Consider the following 21,355-nt stretch of genomic DNA (forward strand, 5'->3'; position numbering starts at 1 on the left):
TATAGGTAAGTCCATAAACCTAAAATGATGGAACTGCATTCATTTAGACCATTGCGGAGGCTGTAACATGAGTATTTACCAAAATATATTAGTCGCTATAGACCTTAACGAGGAAGCTGACCAAGTGATCCAAAGAGCTCATCAGCTGGCCTTGCAAAGCAGCGCAAAGTTAACTTTAGTGCACGTCACAGAACCATTAAGTTATGCCTATGGGGGCGACATGCCCATGGATTTATCGTCTATACAAACTGAACTGTATGATCAGGCGCAACAGCGCCTGAATGGCCTTGTGCAACAAAAACAGCTTGGTGAGGTAGATCAACTACTCCTATCAGGCCACATTAAAACAGAGGTTCATCGTGTCGCCACTGAGTTAAGTTCAGACCTTATTGTAGTCGGTAGCCATGGACGTCATGGCCTCGCACTATTGCTGGGCTCTACGTCTAATGGCATCTTACAAGGCGCAACTTGTGATGTTTTAGCGGTTAGGGTTTAGCCTTTCTGTAAAGCCTCAATTTCTATCCATCGATCCATTGTGGTCTCCAGTTGAGTCTCTTGGCTTGCCAGTTGCTCTAGACGCGCACTCACGTGGTCCTGCCCTTTACTGTAGAAATCAGCATGGCCGATTTCGTCCTGTAAAGCCTCTAGATCTGCTTCTATAGCCTCTACTTGCCCTGGCAACAAATCCAGCTCCCGCTGAACTTTATAACTCAGCTTGACCAAAGGCTTAGCTTTCTCTTTGGCCTTTAACGGCGTCGCTGCCATGCCTGTGGGTTTACTGTGGCCCTGCACTGTTGGCGCCATAAGCTTACCACCACGCCTCACCCAATCCGTATATCCACCAACAGAATCAGTAATGTGCCCTTGACCATCAAACACTAAGCACGAAGTCACCACTCGATCCAAAAAGGCACGGTCATGACTCACAAGTAATACAGTACCTGGGTAATTGGCCAGCATTTCTTCTAGTAATTCTAAGGTTTCAATATCAAGATCATTGGTAGGCTCATCTAGCACTAACATATTAGATGGCTTGCTAAACAAACGCGCCAATAATAATCGATTTCGCTCACCGCCAGAAAGACTGCTGACAGGACTGCGGACACGTTTAGGAGAAAAAAGAAAATCTCCCAAATAACTCATCACATGGCGTTCTTTACCGTTAATATTAATGCTCTCACGGCCTTCAGCAAGGTTATCCATGACTGTCTTAGTGAGGTCTAATTGATCACGTAATTGATCAAAGTAAGCCACTTCCAGTTTGGTGCCCCGCTTGACCTTGCCAGACTTAGGCTCTAATTCACCCAGTATCACTTTGAGTAAGGTGGATTTGCCTACACCGTTAGCACCCACTAAGCCAATACGATCTAGTTTCAACAGGTTTAAATCAAAATTCTTGATCAACTGTTGCTCGCCGTAACCATGACTAACATTGTCTAACTCACACACGAGTTGGCCAGATTTAGCAGCTTGTGCATGCTGTAATTTCACATTACCCTGCCGTTCTCGGCGATCACCACGCTCTTTACGAAGTGATTCCAAAGCCCGGACACGTCCTTCGTTGCGGGTGCGGCGTGCTTTAATACCCTGTCGGATCCATACTTCTTCTTGCGCTAACTTTTTATCAAATAGAGCATTATGGCGATCTTCCTCCATTAACTGCTGCTCACGATAAGCTAAGAACCGCTCGTAATCGCCTGGGAAGTAATTTAAGTGTCCACGGTCCAATTCTACAATTTTATTCGCCAATACTTGCAAGAAACTGCGGTCATGGGTAATAAATATAATGGCCCCGTTAAATTCTAATAGCTGTTTTTCTAGCCACTCAATAGCTAATATATCCAGATGGTTGGTAGGCTCGTCTAACAGCAATAGTGTGGGCTCGGATACCAAGGCTCGAGCTAAAGCAACACGCCGTCTCCAACCACCTGACAACTGGCTCAGAACTTGTGTGCCATCTAACTTAAGGCGAGTCAAGATGCGTTCGACCTTAGGTTCCATTTGCCAACCATCTAATTCGTCAATGCGGTGGCTCACAATTTCTAATTGTTTCATAGCTTTGTCATCGAGCTCACCCATGGCGATCTCTTCATGACGCTTACGCAGTTCGTAAACTTCACCCATGCCCATCGCAACTAATTCATTGACACACAAGTCTTCACGATCAGGCAAATCTTGCTGTAAGTAGCCAATTTTGCACGCTGGACTGCGCCAAATAGAGCCACTATCTGGCAGTTGTTCACCCACCAATAGTTTGATAAGGCTTGATTTGCCTGCCCCATTGCGACCAATTAGACACACTCGATCACCCGCATCAATTTGTAAATCGACATCGTCAAGTATGGCCACATCGCCAAAAGCTAGATGGACTTGTTGTAAACGTAATAAATTCATCGAAAAACCTGAGTAAAAAATCACTAGCCACCTCGAACTTAAGTTACCGGTGGACTATTGACTAAACTAAATTAACTAAACTAAACTAAACTCAAACACCTAAACTAATCTTATTATAACGTTTCTTAGGGGTGTTCAGATACTTAAAGGTCGTAAAACAAGACCAAAGAATGATTATTTCAAGTCACTACAAGTGGTACCATCTTGCCCATGTTAGATTTAACAGATTTATGTCGCCCCACTCGAAACCATTGGCTTTACTAAGGCTTATTTAATGACTGACGATAGCCTCAATAAAGACAATGATTTGGGTGACTTTAACCACATCAAAGATACTTTGACGATGTTGGGTATAACCATCGCTCAAATTCGCACGAGCTTAAGTGATAGTAACGCCAATGTTGATACCTTGAGCAGTGCATTCGCACAAATTGCTGACCACGTTTTAACCATCCATGATTCAGCCGCTGCTATTTCTAGTGTCGAGCCCAAAGCCCAATTAGAACTAGAATTAATTCAGGCCGCCTCAACAGCTGCAAAAGCGAAGGTTAATAACGCCGTTGTAGATTTTCAATTTTTTGATCGACTCGATCAACGCCTTGGACATGTTATTAAAAGCCTAGACGACATGTCCGCGTTAATTCAAAACCCAGACCGATTGCAAGATCCAGTGGCATGGATGGAGCTACAGTCTAATCTGCACGACTCCTATTCGATGGAATCTGAACGCTTGATGTTTGCGTCCATCATGGGTGGGGCCAGCATTGAAGAGGCTATTGCCATCTATCATGCTAGTAGCCCAGATCCAGCAGACGAATCTGAAGCTGATGACGTTGAAATGTTCTAATATAACTGACATTGGTGTCAACTTAACTAATGCTCGTTTCCACAAAGACCTTCACGCAACCTTGCTACGTAGCCTTGGCGCAGGCGTATACCGTAACATTATCACGGGCACCTGTGTCCACACTAGCCAACAAGCACTGGCCCTGGCCTTAGACCATAGTTTGCCTTGCGAACGCTATGCTACCGCCGGCTTCCACCCCCACAATGCCAGTGACAATAACCCAGAGTCATGGCAACACTTAGTTCAGCTGTGGCAGCATCCGAAAGTGGTGGCCATTGGCGAAACAGGGTTAGATTTTAATCGTAATTTCTCTACTCCAACTCAACAACTCGATAGCTTTGAACAACACCTCCAAGTGGCAAAAGACATTCAATTACCATTATTTTTGCATGAGCGTGATGCCGCTGGTGAGTTTTTAGAGCTCCTCACGCAATACCGAAGTGGTTTTGGCAAAGCGGTATTGCATTGCTTTACTGGTACTGAGACCTTTTTAAAGCAACTTTTAGACCTTGATATTCACATTGGCATTACCGGATGGATTTGTGACGAACGTCGAGGAGAACACTTACGGACAGCCGTGAGACTGATCCCTCACCAACGACTCATGCTAGAAACAGACGCCCCCTATCTTTTGCCCAGGGATATGCGCCCAAAACCAAAATCTAGCCGCAATGAACCTGCCTATTTGACACATATTTTAGAACGTGTGGCTCATTTGAGGGGGCAAACCATAGATGAACTAGCGCAACAAACTGAGGTCACAGTAAATGATTTTTTTAGTTTGGATTAAAAGGCCTTAACCGCAAGTTCATCAAACGGCCAACATAACTCTGCTTGGCTCTTAGGACAGCGTAACACAGGAATTTTAATACCATAACGCGCGATCAAGTCATCGGTTTGTGCTATATCAATTAACTCAACTTCTACTTGCGAAAGGTCTAAACAGCCGGCAATTAATGCCTCAGCCAAGTCACACAGATGACAACCTGGCGTGCCTAATAATTCCAATTGACGTATCGACATAATTAAACGCTGGCAGGGTTGTTGACACTAACCAGAACACAAGGCTGATCGTCTAAATTACGGAAACGGTGAGGCTGGGAGCTAGTGAAATAGTAGCCATCCCCTGGGTGTAATATGGTCACTTGCTCTGACACGGTCACTTCCAAGCTGCCGCTAATAATGATGCCCGCTTCTTCTCCTTCGTGCTGCAACATATCCACTCCAGTATCTGCTCCTGAAGGATAGGTTTCATGCAGTAACGATAGAGAACGCGGGTCATGATTGTAACCGACTAAACGCATGGCTACCTTACCTGAGCCCATATCTGGCAATTCATGACTTTTATAAAACACTTGCTGCTGCGCAGGTATTTCTTCAACAAAAAAGGATTGCAATGACATCGGCACGCCATCGAGCACTTTTTTCAAAGAACTCACAGATGGGCTCACACGATTTTGTTCAATCAATGAAATGGTGCTATTGGTTACCCCAGCCCGCTTAGCCAATTCTCGCTGAGATAGACCACGCTTTTTACGCACCATTTTAAGGCGCGCTCCAACATCAAGGCTCAAGGCCCATGTCCTCTTCGCTGGCCTTTTCTATTAATGCTTCTGGTAGCGCCTTCTTGGGCTGAATGCCCCCTAGATTAACGATCTTTTGAGCTCGGCTAATGAGGTTGCCTCGGCCTGAAGATAAACGTTTATGAGCGATATCATAGGCATCTTGAGCACGAATAAGGTGGCTACCAACATGATCCATTGAGGTTACAAAATCAACCAGCTTTTTATGCATTTCTTCAGCTTGTAGGGCAATTTGTTTGGCATTTTGACTCTGCTTTTCGTAACGCCATATGTTGTGAATCGTGCGTAGCACCATTAATAAGGTCGCAGGACTGACCAACATAATATTATTCTTCATAGCACTGACGAATAAATCTGAATCTGCTTGTAAGGCCAACATATAGGCCGATTCTATCGGAATAAATAACAGCACATAATCTAAACTAGAAACCCCTTCAGCACTTTCATAAGATTTACCACTGAGGCCTTTGATATGGGCTTTCACAGAGGCTAAGTGGTCGGCTAAAGCAGAACTGCGCTGAGCATCATCTTCAGCATTTTGATATCGCTCGTAAGCCACTAAGGTGACTTTTGCATCCACTACCACATCTTTATTTTCTGGCATGTGGATGACCACATCTGGCTGCAAGCGTTTACCATCGGTTTGCGTCAGGTTAACTTGACTATGGTATTCGTGATCCTTACGCAGACCTGATTGCTCCAATACTTGTTCTAATACCATTTCACCCCAATTACCTTGGGCTTTATTATCACCTTTGAGCGCCTTAGTTAGGTTAATAGCATCACTGCTAAGCTTATTATTTAACTCTAATAAGCTATTAATTTGTTGGGTTAAACCTGCTCGATCACGTGCATCTTTGTCATAAACATCATCAACCTTCTTGCGAAAGTCACCCAACTGCTGCTTTAAGGGATTCAGTAAATGACCGAGTTGGTCCTGATTTTGGGAAGACAACTGATGCGCTTGCTGTTTCAAGGAAGACTCAGCAAATTGTTTAAGGTAGGCATCAAAAGTTTGCTGCGATTGCTGCTGCTGTTGCTGCTGCAACTGATGAGCCTCTTGCTGTGCTTCAAGCCGAGTTTGTAAACTCGCATTGTCCACGGATAATTGCCCCAGTTGGGCCTGTATTTGGGTGTGCTTTAGTTGTGATTCTTGCACTTGGGTTTGTAACAGTGCGGCTTCTGCTTGTGCTTGCTCAAGTTTAACTTCTAGCTGCGCCATAGTGAGTTGCTGGCTGATAGATTTCTCCAGCGCTGCAGCGTTTGCATCATTGCCAGACGCTTGACTGACATCATTATTAACTCGAGCGCGCCGCGCAAAATAAATAGCAATTAAAGCCATTAATCCAGCAAAAGCCCACACCATATAGTCAATCATTTTATACCATCCAACCTTGCACCATCGGCACCAGACCTATCAAAGATAAGCCAGTGTATAGCAGGCTACCCAGCTTTGGCTTTAGCATGCGGCACAGCAATATATAGTAAGCCGCCGGAAAAGTGATGACTAAAAAGCTAACAGGAATCCACCAAGTTAGATTTTGGCCACCATAAACTAAACTTGCAATGAGTGCGATGGCTGCCAGATTACCCACCGCTAGGTAGAGACCTGACACCTTAGCCATGTCTTCACTGCCTTCAGAGGTTTCAAAAGCTTGTTGGTTGTAGGTTAATACGTCATGGCTAACTTGGCGCGCACTGAGGGTGGCCCCCATGGCAAACACACCCGTGAAGGTGAAAATATAAATCGGTTCCATGTGCATCTTTCCGTGTCAATGTGATGAGGGACAATTTGATGAGGGACAATGGTAACAAATTTAATGCAGCGCTTCACCCAATGCGGGGCGCTTTGGCCGCAGCAAATCAAATTGTTTGCGCAACTCAATTAAAGGTTTGAGCCCGTGATCTAGCGGATCTTCTGGCAAGTCTAGCCAGTTAACACTATGAATTCGGGTCATCAGATCGTATTCGCCCACAATTGCATCTAAGAACATAAGCGCCGCATCAGTTTGAGGGGCGTCATCAACGATGGGCAGATCATCTAGGTATAGATCTAAATGTAATTCTTCACCTATGTTGCGCAAACCAAAAAATAACTCATTCAGCTCTAACACAGCATCACCAATTTCTATGGCTTCTGGAATATTTTCTATCCTTGGGTTAAAAGCAAGAACTTTGATCTGACTTATTTTTGGCGCTGCAGCCACAAGAAATAAAACCGTATCAATACTTTGACTATACCCATCGCAACCAAATACGAGTTCTATGCCAGTTCCAGACTCGTCACGCGCACAAAATACCGTCAAGTGAGGATCTATATCTGACAGTTGATGCTGCACTTCTTCAAGTAACCCATGAGCCAATTCTGATTCTTCATCCACTAAACTTAGCAATTGATCGGCATTACCGCTCACAAGTTGCCAAAAGTTCTTTACTGGGGAGTTATTCATAACAATTTTTCACATACTCAAACAAGTCTCTAGTTAGCACTTTTGTCAACACAAAAGGCGGCACAACCAAGACGTAACGTAAAAGGGAGCGCCGAAGCACTCCCCTTTTAAAGTACAGATTTTAGTCGCTTATTGCTTACCCATCTGCGCCTTAATCAAGTCACCAATAGTAGTAGGACCATCAGCAGTCACATCCATTTCGCGAACATCACGAATGGCTTGCTTCTCGTCTGCTACATCCTTGGCCTTGATAGACAAATTAATGGAGCGATTACGACGGTCAACAGCTACAATCTTAGCTTCAACGCTGTCACCAACCTTAAGTTCGTTGCGAGCATCTTCGATTCGATCGATGCTAATTTCAGAAGCTTTTAGGATGGCGTCGATGCCTTCAGTAAGCTCAATGACGGCTTCTTTAGCTTCAACAGACTTAACGATACCATTAACAATGGTGCCACGCTCATTAGCCGCTGCATACTCGCTAAATGGATCACTTTCTTGTTGCTTGATGCCCAAAGAAATACGCTCTTTCTCAGAGTCTACAGACAAGATCACTGCACTCACTTCATCACCCTTCTTATAGTCGCGAAGGGCAGCTTCGCCTTCCACTTCCCAAGAAATGTCAGACATGTGAACTAAACCATCCAGATCGCCTTCTAGGCCAACGAAGATGCCAAAGTCAGTGATGGTTTTGATGTTGCCAACAACCTTGTCACCCGCTGCATACTTCTCAGCAAATTCAGCCCATGGGTTACCCACACATTGCTTGATGCCTAAAGAGATACGGCGACGTTCTTGGTCAACATCCAAGATCATCACTTCCATAGCGTCACCAACATTAACGACTTTAGAAGGATGGATATTCTTGTTAGTCCAAGACATTTCAGACACGTGTACCAAACCTTCAACGCCATCTTCAATAGAAGCAAAGCAACCGTAATCGGTTAGGTTAGTTACAGTGGCTTGCACACGGTGGCCATTCGGGTAGCGGGCTTTAATCGATGCCCATGGATCTTCTTGCAACTGCTTAAGACCTAAAGATAAACGACCACTGTCTTTGTCAAATTTGATAACACGAACAGTAATTTCGTCTCCAGGGTTCAACATGTCGCTTGGGTGCGCAATGCGCTTCCAAGCCATATCAGTAATATGCAAAAGACCGTCAACACCACCAAGGTCTACGAAAGCACCGTAGTTGGTTAGGTTTTTAACGTATCCTGTGACGTCCATACCTTCTTCAATGCTCGCCAGCAATTCATCGCGTTGTGCGCTATTCGCTTCTTGCATGACTGCCCGGCGCGATACAACGACGTTATTACGCTTTTGATCCAGCTTAATCAGCTTGAATTCAAGTTCCTGGCCTTCTAAGTGATCAACATCACGTACTGGACGCACATCGACTAAGGAACCAGGTAAGAAACCCTGAATGTTGTTGATGGCAACAGTAAAGCCGCCCTTAACCTTGCCGTTGATAACGCCAGTAATGGTCGCTTCTTCGTCAAAGGCAGTTTGCAATTCATCCCACGCTTCGGCGCGCTTGGCCTTTTCACGTGAAAGTTTGGTCTCACCAGTGCCATCTTCAACACTTTCTAAAGACACCTTGATTTGATCGCCGATCTTCACTTCTATTTCACGAGAATCGTTGTAGAATTCTTCAATAGGAATGATGGCTTCAGACTTAAGGCCTGCGTGTACTGTTACCCAGTCACCGTCGATGTCTAACACGGTGCCCGTAAGAACGGCACCAGGACGCATTTCAACAGCTACTAAGGATTCTTCAAATAGATCTGCAAAGCTTTCGCTCATGTTTTATACCAGACGTTGGGCAAGTCAAAAAGGCTCGCGAAACAACGCTCGTTTAGCCTGAAGGTCAGTTGCAACAGGGAAGTTAAATGGACGCGATGTGTCAGGAACTGACGCCTAATATGACACTAACGAATTTTGCGCGCGCGATATTATACATTTTCCCTTGATATACATCAACTCGAGATAGGACTTGCTCATTTCCCAATACTCCCTTTACTTAGGCCAAGTAGGGTTTAAAAACGAGTCACCCCAGCAAAGACGCTTTAAGCCATAAACTTGGGCTGATGTTATTTAGTCAGACAGGGACAATACTGAGAAATTCGAGGCCAAGGCTGCAACCAATAACGAGCCATAAAAAAGTGATAGACTCGTGTTTTAAAACTATAAATCTATTCTTTTATCTAACTCTTGTTAAACTAATGACAATAAAATGATCAAAATCATAGCGCTTGCGTTTACGCTCTTGGGTATTGCATTACTCGCCCAATCCTTACGACCCGCCTATATTATTTATAAGCGAGAGTTAAGCTGGGGTTGGCTTTGCCTTATTATCCTCATCAGTTTTTTTATTCTGGGCTACGGAATTATGACGATAGCCATCTATTATAAAGCCGTGGCTAGTATTTTTGACCTTGTCGTCGCCACGATATTACTAGGTGGCAGCATATTTGTGACCTTGGTGATGCAATTCAGTTTGAGCAGTATCAACAAAATTACTCACATGACTCGCCAACAGCATGCAAGTGATTTACTAAACGAGCGTAATAATGAACTCATAGCACGGCTCCCTAGTGCAATCACTGAAACCGAATTTGAACTTCACTATCAGCCCTTAGTTAGCATTCATAATAATACAGTGCAGGGGGTAGAGTGTTTAATACGCTGGCCTCAATCCGATGGCAGCGCTATTGCTCCTTTAGAATTTATAAAATTAGCAGAGTAGTCTCACGTGATTGTGGACATTACCCATTGGGTCATTGAGACCAGCCTCAAGCAATTGGGCCAGTGGCACAGCGCTGGTAATACACTAGCCTTGCAAATCAATATTTCGGCGCGTGATTTAGATGAACCTGAACTGGTCACATACATCACTCAACACCTGCAAAAAAATAACATCGAGGCTCACTTTTTAACCCTTGAAATTACTGAAAATTTGGTTATGGGGAATCCCACTGAATGCATTACCATTTTATAAAAGCTGAGAGACTTAGGAGTTGGAGTCAGTTTAGATGATTTTGGCACAGGCTATTCTTCGATGACGTTGCTCAATCAACTGCCTTTGAGCCAAATAAAAATAGACCGGTCTTTTGTCTTGGGCATGGAGCACAACAGCAAACACATGAGCATTGTGCAGTCGACCCTAGATTTAGGAAAAAACATTGGCCTTGAAATTATTGCTGAGGGGGTGGAAAATGCCCAACAAGCACTGCTACTAAAACAAATGAATTGCGCGCTGATTCAGGGTTATTATATTGCCAAACCCATGTCAGCTGGAGACCTCGAACATTGGCTTATGCGCAGATATGCCAACTCAGCACCACAACGAAAACACACACCAATTAGGAACCAAAAAATGTCAAATGAACGCGCAGTACTGGCAGGAGGTTGTTTCTGGGGAATGCAAGATCTGATCCGCAACCTACCCGGCATTATATCAACTCGAGTCGGTTACACCGGTGGAGATGTCCCCAATGCGACCTACCAAAATCATGGTTATCATGCAGAGGGGATTGAAATTATTTTTGATGCCCAAGTCACAAGCTTTCGCACATTATTAGAACTCTTTTTTCAAATACATGATCCAACCACAGCCATGAGGCAAGGCAATGATATGGGGCCGTCCTATCGGTCGGCTATTTACTTTGTTTCACCAGAACAAGAACAGGAGGCTCTGCGCACTATTAACGATGTCAATGCATCAGGGTTGTGGCCAGGTAAAGTAGTGACTGAGGTTGAGCCTGTGAGTGACTTTTGGGAAGCTGAACCCCATCACCAAGATTACTTGGAGAAAATACCCAATGGCTATACCTGCCATTTTCTAAGAAAAGACTGGGTGCTACCCAAGACCTAAGGTAAACCGATAACGCATCCAAACCAAAGCTTAAAGAAAGTGTTTTTCCAGACAAACAACAAAAGCTAAATTTGGGTATCTGGGGGTAATATATGCCCCTACTGAACGACAACTATTAAATAGGGATTAATGACATGTTAAAGGGGTTATTATTAAGTTTCACTTGCATATTTTTTGCGGAATACACCATGGCTATTGAAGAACCTAAATACACCGTTATTGAAGCCTCTGAAAAATTTGAATTGCGAGCATACAAGCCAATGATTGTGGCAGAGACCCGTGTTGGAGGAGATATGGACGATGCCGGCACTGCTGGCTTTAAAGTCATTGCAAATTATATTTTTGGTAACAACACCTCTAGTGACACCGCTAGTGAAAGCGCTAAAAATAAGATTAAGATGACCGCTCCCGTGAGCATGAAGCTGGAATCAGAACAAATTAATATGACTGCACCTGTGAGCATGCAAGCAAAAAATGGTCAGTGGTTAGTTCATTTTGTGATGCCTGAAAAGTACACTCTCAGTACCTTACCCACACCTAACAATCCAGCAGTGATCATCAGAGAAGTGCCGGCCCGAAATTATGCAGCCATTCGCTTTTCAGGTTTTGCAGGGCCGATTAAGGTCGATAGGAAAATTGCAGAATTAATGGCGTGGCTCAAAGACAAAGGCATTACACCTATTAGTGAGCCAGAGATGGCACGTTACGATGCCCCATGGGTACTGCCCTTTTTACGTCGCAACGAAATTATGGTTCAGTATTAGGCCTCTTCTCTGCAAGACACCCAAGCCTCGGTTTGATTTGATTTTATGGCTGCTTCAACAAAGCGCATGCCATCTACACCATCCGCAATGGTTGGGTAGGCTAAAAAATCTTTGGGTAGGTCGGTGCCCTCTCTGCGCGCCTGAATGGCTACAGCGAATTCTAGATACAGATTAGCCCATGCATCAGTTAAAGCTTCTGGATGGCCCCGAGGCATGCGCAACAATCGCTCTGTCGCTGGACTCATACCCGCACCATGACCACGAGAAATAATTTGCTCAGGGGCCCCTATGGCACGCAGGTGGAGAAATTCAGGTTGTTCTTGATGCCACTCTAAACTGGCTTTAGTGCCACACACCCTTAACCTTAAACCACATTGACTGCCAGCCACGGTCTGACTCACCATGAGAGTTCCTGGCACCCCCCCTTCAAAGCGCAACTGCATGAATGCCGTATCCTCCAGATGCTTAGGCTTGCCAGTAACATGAAAGTCGGCCCTTACCGCGTCTATGCGCAGACCAGACACAAAACGAGCTAAATGTTCGGCATGAGTGCCAATGTCACCCACCGTAAACGATGGGCCATTTTGAGCCACATTTAAACGCCAAGGAGCATCGTCACTCTGGTCCGTGATGTCCATCGCCCAATCCTGAAAGTACTCCACATGGATTTGGCGTATGTCGCCCAGATCACCGCAACGCACCATAGCTTGCGCCTGTCTAACCATGACGTGAGCAGAATAAGCATAAGTCACACCAAAAATGACACCAGATTCTTTCTGTGTCTTAGCAAGATTTAGGGCTTCTTCCAGAGATGTAGTGAGGGGTTTATCAGAAATAACATCGATGCCAACATCCATAAAGGCTTTGGCAATCGGCGCATGCAAATGGTTAGGAGTAACAATGCTAACGGCTTCAATGCCATCTTCACGAGCGGCTTCAGCCTGCGCCATTTCATGGTAATCAAAATAAACACGGTCATCAGCCAACAACCAGGCTTTACCAGACGCCTTGGCACGTTCTGGGTTGGATGATAAGGCTCCTGCAACAATATCCCAGCGGTTTGAAAGGCGCGCACCATTAGCATGTACCTCACCGATCAAAGCTCCCTGCCCACCGCCCACAAACCCGAGTCGCAGGCGTCTTGAGGCCGATGGAAAATCACGTGTTTTTTGGTCCATGTTAGTGTCCTAAAGGATGGTGTGAGATGGGTCGGAATTAGCCTAGTTGGTTGCAGTGAATAGGCTCTTTTGAGGGCTTATGATAAACCACATTAGCGCTCTTGAAAAACCATTTTATTATTGGTATCGATAACCCATTAATGACCCAACACCTAACTCACTTTAACCTTGTTAATCTGCAGCACTCATCATTTTCACACCCACTTGGCGGCCCAACTTTAGCAGGCTAGGTAGAAACAAAATAACTAGGGTAATGCACGTAATCGTTAGGGTCAGGGGTCGGTTCCACAAAAAGTCAAAGCTCCCATCACTAACCACCAATGCTCGACTCAAATTCTTTTCCAACATGCCTCCCAAAATAAAGCCCAGCAACATGGGCGCCATAGGAAAATTAAGAAATTTCAAACCGACTGCCATGAGCGTGATAAACACCATCATTTGGATATCAAAGGTGTTAAAACTCACCAGATACACACCAATAATGGAAAAGAAAATAATTAATGGGTTTAAAATTTGTGGAGGAATGGACAGCAACCTAGAAATATAAGGAATTAAAGGCAGGTTCAAAATTAATAGCACTAAGTTACCAAAGTACATAGAAATAATAACTGACCAAAATACATCAGGATGATCTACATACAAGCGAGGACCCGGTTGAATACCATAAGCGATTAAGGCACCTAACATGATTGCCGTAGTGCCTGACCCTGGAATACCCAAGGTAAGCAAGGGTACAAAAGAACCCGTGGAAGCGGCATTATTGGCTGCTTCTGGCGCAGCAAGCCCTCTGAGGGCGCCCTTGCCAAACATTTTACGCAATCGCTCTGGTGCTAAATTACGCTCAAGTCCATAGGCTAAAAATGAAGCAATAGTGGCCCCTGCCCCCGGCAAAACACCCACAATAAAACCAAATACAGAAGACCGAGCCACCGTTGGCGCTACTTCTTTTATTTCAGAGCGTGATAATTTCATACTGCTTAAGGCCACGGGTTTCATCGTTTCACTCGTGGAGAACATGTTGCCACGCATGATGGTCATCATGACCTCTGCTAAAGCAAAAGTCGCCATGGCTAACAATAAAAAGCTAATGCCGTCCACTAAGTCCATTTGTCCAAAAGTGTACCTTGGTGCTCCCGTAATAACATCGTTACCTACGGTTGCAATCATTAAACCAAATACGGTCATCATCATGGCTTTAATCACCTGCCCTTTTCCAGCAAAGGCTGCCACTGAGGTGAGACCTAACAGCATGAGGGCAAAATAATCGGACGACTGAAAACTGAGTGAAACACTAGCCAGAGCGGGTGCTGCAAATATCAGAATAATTGCACCCACAGTGCCCCCACAAAAGGACGCATAAGCAGCTAAAGCCAGGGCCTTACCTGCTTGGTTTTTTTGTGCCAGGGGATAGCCATCAAAGGTTGTGACTAAGGTACTTGCACATCCGGGTGCATTAATAAGGATCGACGATGTGGATCCACCAAATACGGCACCATAATAGACCCCAGCCATTAATATAATGCCTGATGAAGGGTCTAGTGTGTAAGTTATGGGTATCATCAAGGCGACTGCAGATATAGGCCCAAGACCCGGCAGCATGCCTATAAAAGTTCCAGCAAAACAACCCACCACCACCATTACTAAGTTAAATGGCATTAGGGCCGTTGATAAGCCAGTAAAAATACCTTCAAACATGTCCCGCTCCTACCAAAATATCAATCGTGCTGGCGCAATATAAACGTCCAGTACTTGGGTTAATAGCAACCAAAAAATAAGCGCAAAAGGGACCGAAGCAAACACTAGCATTTTGATTCTACGTTCGCCTAAAAGCCAATAGCTTGAGGCTAAAAAAAGACTTGTAGTGATGGGAAAACCCAACCAAGGCAAGACTACTGAAAAAGTAAAAGTGAAGGCCATCAAGCCCAACATAAGCAGAATATTTGATTTTAAAAGTGGCTCGTTTTCGGCAACTGTGGCTGGTTTTAAAACAATTAATAGAATGGAAAAAATAACGCCCAGTCCCGATAACCAGTAAGGCATTGTTTGGGCATGAAAGGGTTCAAACTTGTCCCTTGGGAGTAAAGGTATATCAGCAGCGTAGTAACCATAAGTTACTGATAATAATAGGAACAATAACCCGCCAAAGCGGTCTTTAGTTAAGTTCATGGGTTATGCCATTATTAATGAAAAAAGGTTTGAGCCAGCATTAGTGGCTGCTGACTCAAACGCAAGCTAATTAACTAACCAATGAGATCAATCAATTATAGGAAACCTAGCTCGCGCATTAGGTTACCCACCACTTCCTCTTGTTCTTCAAGAAAAGTAACAAACTCAGCGCGGGGTTTGAAAATTTCAGTCCAGCCATTACGTGACCGAACTTTTTCCCACTCTGGAGTAGAATACATTTGTGCTAAGGTTTGAGCATACTCGTCTGCTTGTGCATTAGACAAACTTGGTGCCCCAAAAAAACCGCGCCAGTTGACGAAAGTGGCATTATAACCCTGCTCTTTTAATGTTTGTACATTGGGCGCAGCATCTGAGCGTTGATCACCTGTCATCACCAAAATACGAACTTCACCCGCAGCAGCTAAAGCTAATGCCTCACTGAAGCCTGTTGAAAGCAGTCCTGCTTCGCCTGATAAAAGACTAGCCATGGCTTTACCACCACCGTCAAAAGCCAAATACTTGACGTTATTTGGGTTGGCACCAGCAGCTTTAAAAGCCATTGCTGCGACTAAGTGATCCATACTACCACGGGCGGAGCCTCCAGCAATATTGACAGAGCGAGGGTCAGCTTTGTAGTCTGCAATCACATCATTAAAGGTCTTATATTTAGAATCAGCCTTAACAACGAAAGCACCAAAATCACCAATGGTGGCTGCTATTGGTGTTAGATCCCTGAAAGATTGTGGAAATACTTTAGATAAAGAACGGATAACGATTGGTGTAGAGTTCACCATTAACGTACCTTGTGCTTGATCTGCTGTTTCAATCAAGTGTGCAATGGCCTTACCGCCACCACCACCTGACATATTTTCATATGAAGCGTTGTTAATTAGTCCAGCATTGGTAAGAGCTTCACCTGTGCCACGAGCTGTGCCATCCCAGCCGCCGCCTGCGCCACCTGGAATAAGGAAGTGAATCGAATCAATGTTGGCATTGACTGTGCCTGCGCCCAGAAGACCGGTCATCAGGGCCGCAGTCACCAACATGCGTTGCTTAGTTTTAAATATTTTTAACATTGTAAGTCCTTAATGGTTTTTGTTTTATGCAGGGGCAGACTAACGAGCATTTTATGAAGAGGATAGTTTATGGCCGTAAAATTTATTTTGGTCATAAAGTTCACGAGTAAAGACACCTAATATTCAGTAGAATATGAACATGAGAATAACAACAAAAACCATGAAACTACCCTTTCGGCGACTCAAGCTTAAAAGCCAAATGATGCTCATTTTGGGTTTAATGGCATTATTACAAACCAGTATGCTTGGCTGGTTTGCAATGCAGTACCTGAGTCAATCTTTGGATGACGAAATTGGTCTCAAGACTTTACATGTGGCTAAAACAATCGCGGCAATGCCAGAGGTTACCTCTGCCGTGCTTGCCGATAATTCGAGTTATTTACAGCCACTAAGTCTGACTTTAGCTAACCAAACTGATGCTCGATTTGTGGTCATCGGCAACCAGCAGGGCCTACGTTTGGCCCACCCTAATACGGCTAAGTTAGGCGCTTCGATGATGGATGATGACAACGACAACATCAGTCCAACCTTAAGCCATGGCCGCGCAGTGATATCCAAAGCAAAAGGCAGTTTGGGTTGGTCGATGCGGGCCCGCGCGCCTATTTTTGGACCTAATGGCGAGGACATTATTGGTCTCGTGTCCGTAGGCTACCTACTAGACAATATAGATGCTGTTATTAATAAATACCGGGCTACTTTAATGTGGGCCATACTAGCCAGCTTTGGATTTAGCCTATTGACCGCCTTATGGTTTGCCAATCATTTTAAGAAGGCCATTTTTGGTCTTGAACCCGAACAAATAGGGCAACTTTATCAAGAGCGCAATGCCACTCTAGAATCTGTGCGCGAGGGAATCATTACCACTAATGCTGATGGCGAAGTCACAACCATTAATAAGGCAGCATTGCATTTTCTTGACTTGGATAAAGAAAAAATGTGGTTGGGGCAAAACATTAGTACTATTATACCCAATAGCCCTATGTTAGATCACCAACTCACTGCTACAGCTGCCTTTGAACAAGAAGTTTGGTTTAACCAAAAACCATTTATTGTAAATCGACTGCCACTGTTGAAGCAGACTCAAGTCATTGGCGTAGTCGCTAGCTTTAGGCCAAAAGATGAATTAGATCTAGTCAGTCAGGAGCTAAAGCATATACAACAATATGCTGATAGCTTGCGTAGTCAGGCCCATGAATACACCAACAAACTTCATACCATCGCTGGATTGATCCAAATCGGTGCATCCGACCAAGCTCTAGCTCTGATTGGTCAAGAAAACCAAGCCCATCAAGTGCTGATTAAATTGCTCATGGATACAGTGCCAGACCCTGTTCTTGCAGGGTGCTTGTTAGGTAAGTTTAATCGGGCTAAAGAACTTGGTTTAGAGTTATATATTGACCCAGAAAGCCACATGAGTGACCTCCCATTGCACATTCCTAGAGACCAGTTAGTGAGCATGGTAGGCAATATCATTGATAATGCAATGGAAGCCTGCTTAATGTCAGATGCTAGTGGAAATACAGTCTCTATATCCATGACAGATTATGGCACCGACCTTATCTTCGAAGTTGAAGACCAAGGCCCTGGCATTGACTCTAACTTACACTCAGTAATTTTCACCAAAGGCTATAGTACAAAACATGGCGAAGATCATGGTATTGGACTGCATTTGGTACAAAAACTTGCTGCTCGCTTGGGCGGGTATGTGGCGATGGAAAACGTCACAAAAGGTGGTAGTCGACTGACGATTAGTTTACCCAAGCAGGCACCCAGTTTATGACACAAGCTAACACTATCCGTGTGGTCATCGCCGAAGACAACCCACAAAACGCTATTATTCAACAAACCTATTTGCAGCGGATCGAAGGCTTTGAGTTAGTTGGCATCGCCCATAGTCTTGCTGATGCAGAAGCCTTAGTTAATGTATTCAAACCTGACTTGTTGCTGCTAGACGTTTACTTCCCAAGTGGCAATGGCATGGAGTTTTTACGCAATTTACGTGCTGAAGATTGTGCCACAGATGTTATTCTTATTACTGCCGCCAAAGAAGTAGATGTACTCAAAGCCGCTCTGCATGGAGGTGTCTTTGATTATATTCTTAAGCCCCTAGTCTTTGAACGACTGCAAAATAGCTTAACTAACTACCTCCAACACCACGAGCGGCTTTTAGGTGTCGCTGCAGTTGACCAAACTGATTTAGATGACCTAATGCCGCGCCTTACACAGGCTCCCAATAATCCTGACGTACGCCTTCCCAAAGGCATTGATGAACTCACCCTAAGTAATGTTTTACAGGTTATTTCGACACAAACTGAAGCTGTTAATGCTGAACACATAGGCAGTGATATTGGTGCCAGTCGCACTACAGCCAGACGTTACCTAGAGTATTTAGTTGGCTTAAATAAGATCAGTGTCGAAATACACTATGGCAGTGTCGGGCGTCCAGAGCGATTATATAAATCGTGTTAACACAGCGACTTAGACCTATTGTGCAACTCAAACAGAGGTATATTTTATAACCAAAAATAACCAAAAGTAACTAAAAGTAGCCCCCTAAAAATACCCACTTTAAGAGCTTAGACCTTGAGTTTAAATGGCATCTGACACCCATCAAATGATTACTTTTTCTAGTCAAACCATATACTTATCTGAGCTTGCGATCAGTGTGTTTTTTGATCTTTGACGTCTGACGTAGTAAGGTAATAATTCATTCATTACCTTAAAGAGATTGCATGCCTTCCAATGAAACGAAAACATCTGACGTTATTTTAAGTACCCGAATTATCAACGCTCGCGAAGCCAGTGGCTATTCACAGTCACAACTTTCCCTTCGTATGGGCGTCAAAAAAAGCACCATTGCGAACTGGGAAGCAAGTCGTACCAGTCCACGAGCCAACAAATTAATTGAATTAGCTGGCATCCTGAATGTGCCTGTTTTGTGGTTAATTGCAGGCTCTGATTCGCCACCTGAAGTTACTTCACCAGATTTAATTGAAACCCTCATGTTAGAAAGAAAATTAGACAAAGCAGACCTACTCGTTAATGAACTATCTGCCCTAGTGTCTGATTTGCGCGGTCATACCCGCCGAGTGCAAAGGGACATTGACGAGAGTTACTGAACATTCCTCAAGGTTATCATGCCCTTTTTAAGTGCCCCCTGAGTGCCCCCTGAGTGCCCCTTGAGTGCCCCTTGAGTGCCCATTGGGTGCATAATAACAATAGGCGATTGATGACCTGTTATGATTTGATGGCATTTCCTAACCCTCCAACACCAACAAACCTATGAAAACACTCATTTTCAATGGCTTATAAAGAATATCTCAGTTGTAATAGTTTGATCCAATTATTCAACGGGTCTATTTGGTATATACGTTGATACCTGAAAAAATCATCAGATACCCTATTCTCCGAAACCCTAATTTTTAAACTCTGCCAAGGTTATTTACCTTAAAATTAAGCTTAAAGTACACTTTTGCTCTGGCAGTGAGTTATTTCCAATCCAAACAATATGAATAAAAATATCTCTTAAAAAGCAAACGATTGCATATTTTTAGTCTAAAAGTGCAACCATATTCGCCCAGTCATGCTTTATAAAATTACGCTTTAACAGCTAGCAGTTACATATTTAAGTCTGCATATACGAATCAACCCCGCTTTCATCCCAAATGCCCCCAAAAGATCCTGTGAGGTATTATAATGTTAATCAGACTGAGTTTTATAGCTCTAATAACATATAAAACATTGTTTTTTATAGCTTAAATTAATTTTAGAAAATTACACACTTACTAGTTAAGAGCTTTTTATCATTATCACAGCAGACAAAACCCTGTAATTAATAAAATAAAGACAACCTGAAATTTAAAGCTGATTTTTAATTGACTGAAAAAAGAATATGTGTTCCTATAAGGAATGCAATCGATTGCATATAAAAATACAAATAAATTAGGTAACCATTATGACTACAAAATCTACCCTCGTAGCCACGCTCGGTACTGCTGTATTAGCCGGCACGTTAAGCATGAGCTCACTAGCAGCGTCAATTGTGTCGTTTAACGGCCCAGCGGGCGAAGCCTACATCGGAAAATTTATCAAAGGTATTAAAGCCACTGCAGAATTGAAAGGCTTCGATATCAAGGTATATGAAAACCAGTTTAATCAAGCAGAACAAGACCAGCAGGTTCAGCAAGTTTTGGCGACCGGCCAATTACCTGATGTTTTTATTTGGTGGCCTTCTGATGCCGTAGCAGGCTTAGGTTCGTTGCGTGCTATGCATAAGACAGGCGTACCTGTTTTAAAGATTAACCAACTACCAAATGACCAAGACAAAAAGTACATCTTTGGTTATGCAGGCCCAGATGATCGTTTACGCGCTCGTAACGCTGGTGTAATGATGGTACAAGCTGCCAAAGAGAAAAAAGCAGCTGGCGGCACAGGATTCAACGTGGTTGCACTAACGTACCCACAATCATACGGTGGCTATGGTCTTTCAATGGACGCTTTTAACGCAGCCATTGAAGGTTCAGATCTAAACCTAATTGGTGAAGTTGACGAAGGTTTCGGTCAAGCTAATGGTTACAAAGGTGCGGCCAAACTTGTTGCTAAACTAAAAGACCAAGGCATTGACTTTGTATATGGTATGGATGACGCCATTTTAACTGGTGGTCTTAAAGCTCTTGAAGAAGCTGGCTACAATATGGGCGAAGATGTAATCGCTGTTGGCACAGTATGTAACGGTGACAAGCAATTGTTGGAAGAAGGTAAGCAATACGGTACTACGTTGCAGTCTCCTCTGCATGAAGGTCAGTTGGCTATCAAGCTAGTTGAAGAGTATCTTGCTACTGGTAAGCTTGCAAACTACATTAACTTTACACCTAACCCACCAATCACCAAGTCCAACATGGACACCGTGGCATTGAAAGGTTATGACGGTAAGGTATACGCTATCGAAGAGCTTTGCTCTGGTGCTTGGAATTAAGCAGACGGGTTAACGCCTGTTAGTGTTTGAATCAAAGCGCCCAGT

Annotated in this window: 20 protein-coding genes and 1 pseudogene; 10 read left to right on the forward strand and 11 right to left on the reverse strand. The window is 43.9% G+C overall.

The annotated features are described in order from the left end of the window. Positions 1–67 precede the first annotated feature (67 nt). Positions 68–496 (forward strand): universal stress protein, encoded by a 429-nt coding sequence (locus ABXT59_RS08310; protein ID WP_443635481.1) that lies wholly within the window; start codon positions 68–70, stop codon positions 494–496. On the opposite strand, the gene ABXT59_RS08315 is transcribed toward ABXT59_RS08310, so the two are convergent. Continuing rightward, positions 493–2,394, reverse strand: a complete 1,902-nt coding sequence (locus ABXT59_RS08315; protein ID WP_443635483.1) for an ATP-binding cassette domain-containing protein — start codon at positions 2,392–2,394, stop codon at positions 493–495. The two genes, ABXT59_RS08310 and ABXT59_RS08315, sit on opposite strands and share 4 nt — an antisense overlap. Before the next feature lie 274 nt (positions 2,395–2,668). Here ABXT59_RS08315 and ABXT59_RS08320 point away from each other — a divergent pair, with 274 nt between their 5' ends. Both ABXT59_RS08320 and ABXT59_RS08325 read left to right on the forward strand, forming a co-directional pair. After that, complete coding sequence (locus ABXT59_RS08320; RefSeq protein ID WP_443635485.1) at positions 2,669–3,241, forward strand: hypothetical protein; 573 nt, start codon at positions 2,669–2,671, stop codon at positions 3,239–3,241. Next, on the forward strand, positions 3,222–4,031 hold the full coding sequence (locus ABXT59_RS08325; RefSeq protein ID WP_443635487.1) for a TatD family hydrolase: 810 nt from the start codon (positions 3,222–3,224) through the stop codon (positions 4,029–4,031). Before ABXT59_RS08320 ends, ABXT59_RS08325 begins: the two co-directional genes overlap by 20 nt. On the opposite strand, the gene ABXT59_RS08330 is transcribed toward ABXT59_RS08325, so the two are convergent. The 6 genes from ABXT59_RS08330 to rpsA form a co-directional block, all read right to left on the reverse strand. After that, the gene (locus ABXT59_RS08330) at positions 4,028–4,264 is read right to left on the reverse strand and encodes a glutaredoxin family protein (RefSeq protein WP_443635488.1); all 237 of its coding nucleotides are present in this window, start codon (positions 4,262–4,264) and stop codon (positions 4,028–4,030) included. The two genes, ABXT59_RS08325 and ABXT59_RS08330, sit on opposite strands and share 4 nt — an antisense overlap. Positions 4,265–4,266: 2 nt before the next feature. After that, the gene (locus tag ABXT59_RS08335) at positions 4,267–4,815 is read right to left on the reverse strand and encodes a cupin domain-containing protein (RefSeq protein WP_443635489.1); all 549 of its coding nucleotides are present in this window, start codon (positions 4,813–4,815) and stop codon (positions 4,267–4,269) included. Continuing rightward, positions 4,805–6,202: a DNA recombination protein RmuC gene (locus ABXT59_RS08340; RefSeq protein ID WP_443635490.1), complete on the reverse strand. Its 1,398-nt coding sequence runs from the start codon at positions 6,200–6,202 to the stop codon at positions 4,805–4,807. The genes ABXT59_RS08335 and ABXT59_RS08340 overlap by 11 nt, the downstream gene beginning before the upstream one ends. A 1-nt stretch (position 6,203) precedes the next feature. Beyond that, a complete protein-coding gene (locus tag ABXT59_RS08345; RefSeq protein ID WP_443635492.1) occupies positions 6,204–6,581 on the reverse strand; it encodes a hypothetical protein in 378 nt (125 codons plus the stop codon). Between the two features lie 60 nt (positions 6,582–6,641). Beyond that, positions 6,642–7,274 (reverse strand): hypothetical protein, encoded by a 633-nt coding sequence (locus tag ABXT59_RS08350; RefSeq protein ID WP_443635494.1) that lies wholly within the window; start codon positions 7,272–7,274, stop codon positions 6,642–6,644. 129 nt (positions 7,275–7,403) lie between these two features. Further along, positions 7,404–9,080 (reverse strand): 30S ribosomal protein S1, encoded by a 1,677-nt coding sequence (gene rpsA, locus ABXT59_RS08355; protein WP_443635496.1) that lies wholly within the window; start codon positions 9,078–9,080, stop codon positions 7,404–7,406. 721 nt (positions 9,081–9,801) lie between these two features. Between rpsA and ABXT59_RS08360 the strand changes: the two are divergent. The 3 genes and pseudogenes from ABXT59_RS08360 to ABXT59_RS08370 form a co-directional block, all read left to right on the forward strand. Beyond that, positions 9,802–10,551 (forward strand): annotated as a pseudogene (locus ABXT59_RS08360) (EAL domain-containing protein); the annotation flags it as partial. Between the two features lie 102 nt (positions 10,552–10,653). Then, positions 10,654–11,151, forward strand: coding sequence for a peptide-methionine (S)-S-oxide reductase MsrA (gene msrA / locus ABXT59_RS08365; protein WP_443638584.1), 498 nt, complete (start codon positions 10,654–10,656; stop codon positions 11,149–11,151). Positions 11,152–11,339: 188 nt separating this feature from the next. Then, the gene (locus ABXT59_RS08370) at positions 11,340–11,915 is read left to right on the forward strand and encodes an SOUL family heme-binding protein (RefSeq protein ID WP_443635498.1); all 576 of its coding nucleotides are present in this window, start codon (positions 11,340–11,342) and stop codon (positions 11,913–11,915) included. On the opposite strand, the gene ABXT59_RS08375 is transcribed toward ABXT59_RS08370, so the two are convergent. From ABXT59_RS08375 to ABXT59_RS08390, 4 genes are all read right to left on the reverse strand, one after another. Further along, positions 11,912–13,093: a Gfo/Idh/MocA family protein gene (locus ABXT59_RS08375; RefSeq protein WP_443635500.1), complete on the reverse strand. Its 1,182-nt coding sequence runs from the start codon at positions 13,091–13,093 to the stop codon at positions 11,912–11,914. The genes ABXT59_RS08370 and ABXT59_RS08375 overlap by 4 nt on opposite strands. 171 nt (positions 13,094–13,264) lie before the next feature. Further along, positions 13,265–14,788, reverse strand: a complete 1,524-nt coding sequence (locus tag ABXT59_RS08380; RefSeq protein ID WP_443635502.1) for a tripartite tricarboxylate transporter permease — start codon at positions 14,786–14,788, stop codon at positions 13,265–13,267. A gap of 9 nt (positions 14,789–14,797) precedes the next feature. Then, positions 14,798–15,259 carry a tripartite tricarboxylate transporter TctB family protein gene (locus ABXT59_RS08385; RefSeq protein ID WP_443635504.1) on the reverse strand — a complete coding sequence of 154 codons (462 nt, stop codon included), beginning with the start codon at positions 15,257–15,259 and terminating at the stop codon, positions 14,798–14,800. A 95-nt stretch (positions 15,260–15,354) separates the two neighbouring features. Beyond that, entirely contained in the window at positions 15,355–16,335 is a 981-nt protein-coding gene (locus ABXT59_RS08390) for a tripartite tricarboxylate transporter substrate binding protein (RefSeq protein WP_443635506.1), read from the reverse strand. Between the two features lie 139 nt (positions 16,336–16,474). Between ABXT59_RS08390 and ABXT59_RS08395 the strand changes: the two genes are divergently transcribed. The 4 genes from ABXT59_RS08395 (at position 16,475) to ABXT59_RS08410 (ending at position 21,310) form a co-directional block, all read left to right on the forward strand. After that, entirely contained in the window at positions 16,475–18,115 is a 1,641-nt protein-coding gene (locus ABXT59_RS08395; protein WP_443635508.1) for an ATP-binding protein, read from the forward strand. Next, positions 18,112–18,804 carry a response regulator gene (locus ABXT59_RS08400; RefSeq protein WP_443635510.1) on the forward strand — a complete coding sequence of 231 codons (693 nt, stop codon included), beginning with the start codon at positions 18,112–18,114 and terminating at the stop codon, positions 18,802–18,804. Before ABXT59_RS08395 ends, ABXT59_RS08400 begins: the two co-directional genes overlap by 4 nt. 263 nt (positions 18,805–19,067) lie before the next feature. Beyond that, a complete protein-coding gene (locus tag ABXT59_RS08405) occupies positions 19,068–19,454 on the forward strand; it encodes a helix-turn-helix domain-containing protein (protein WP_443635511.1) in 387 nt (128 codons plus the stop codon). 836 nt (positions 19,455–20,290) lie between these two features. Next, positions 20,291–21,310: a sugar ABC transporter substrate-binding protein gene (locus tag ABXT59_RS08410; protein ID WP_443635513.1), complete on the forward strand. Its 1,020-nt coding sequence runs from the start codon at positions 20,291–20,293 to the stop codon at positions 21,308–21,310. Positions 21,311–21,355: the final 45 nt, after the last annotated feature.

This window comes from Candidatus Njordibacter sp. Uisw_058 (assembly GCF_047730065.1).
GTDB lineage: Bacteria > Pseudomonadota > Gammaproteobacteria > Pseudomonadales > Balneatricaceae > Njordibacter.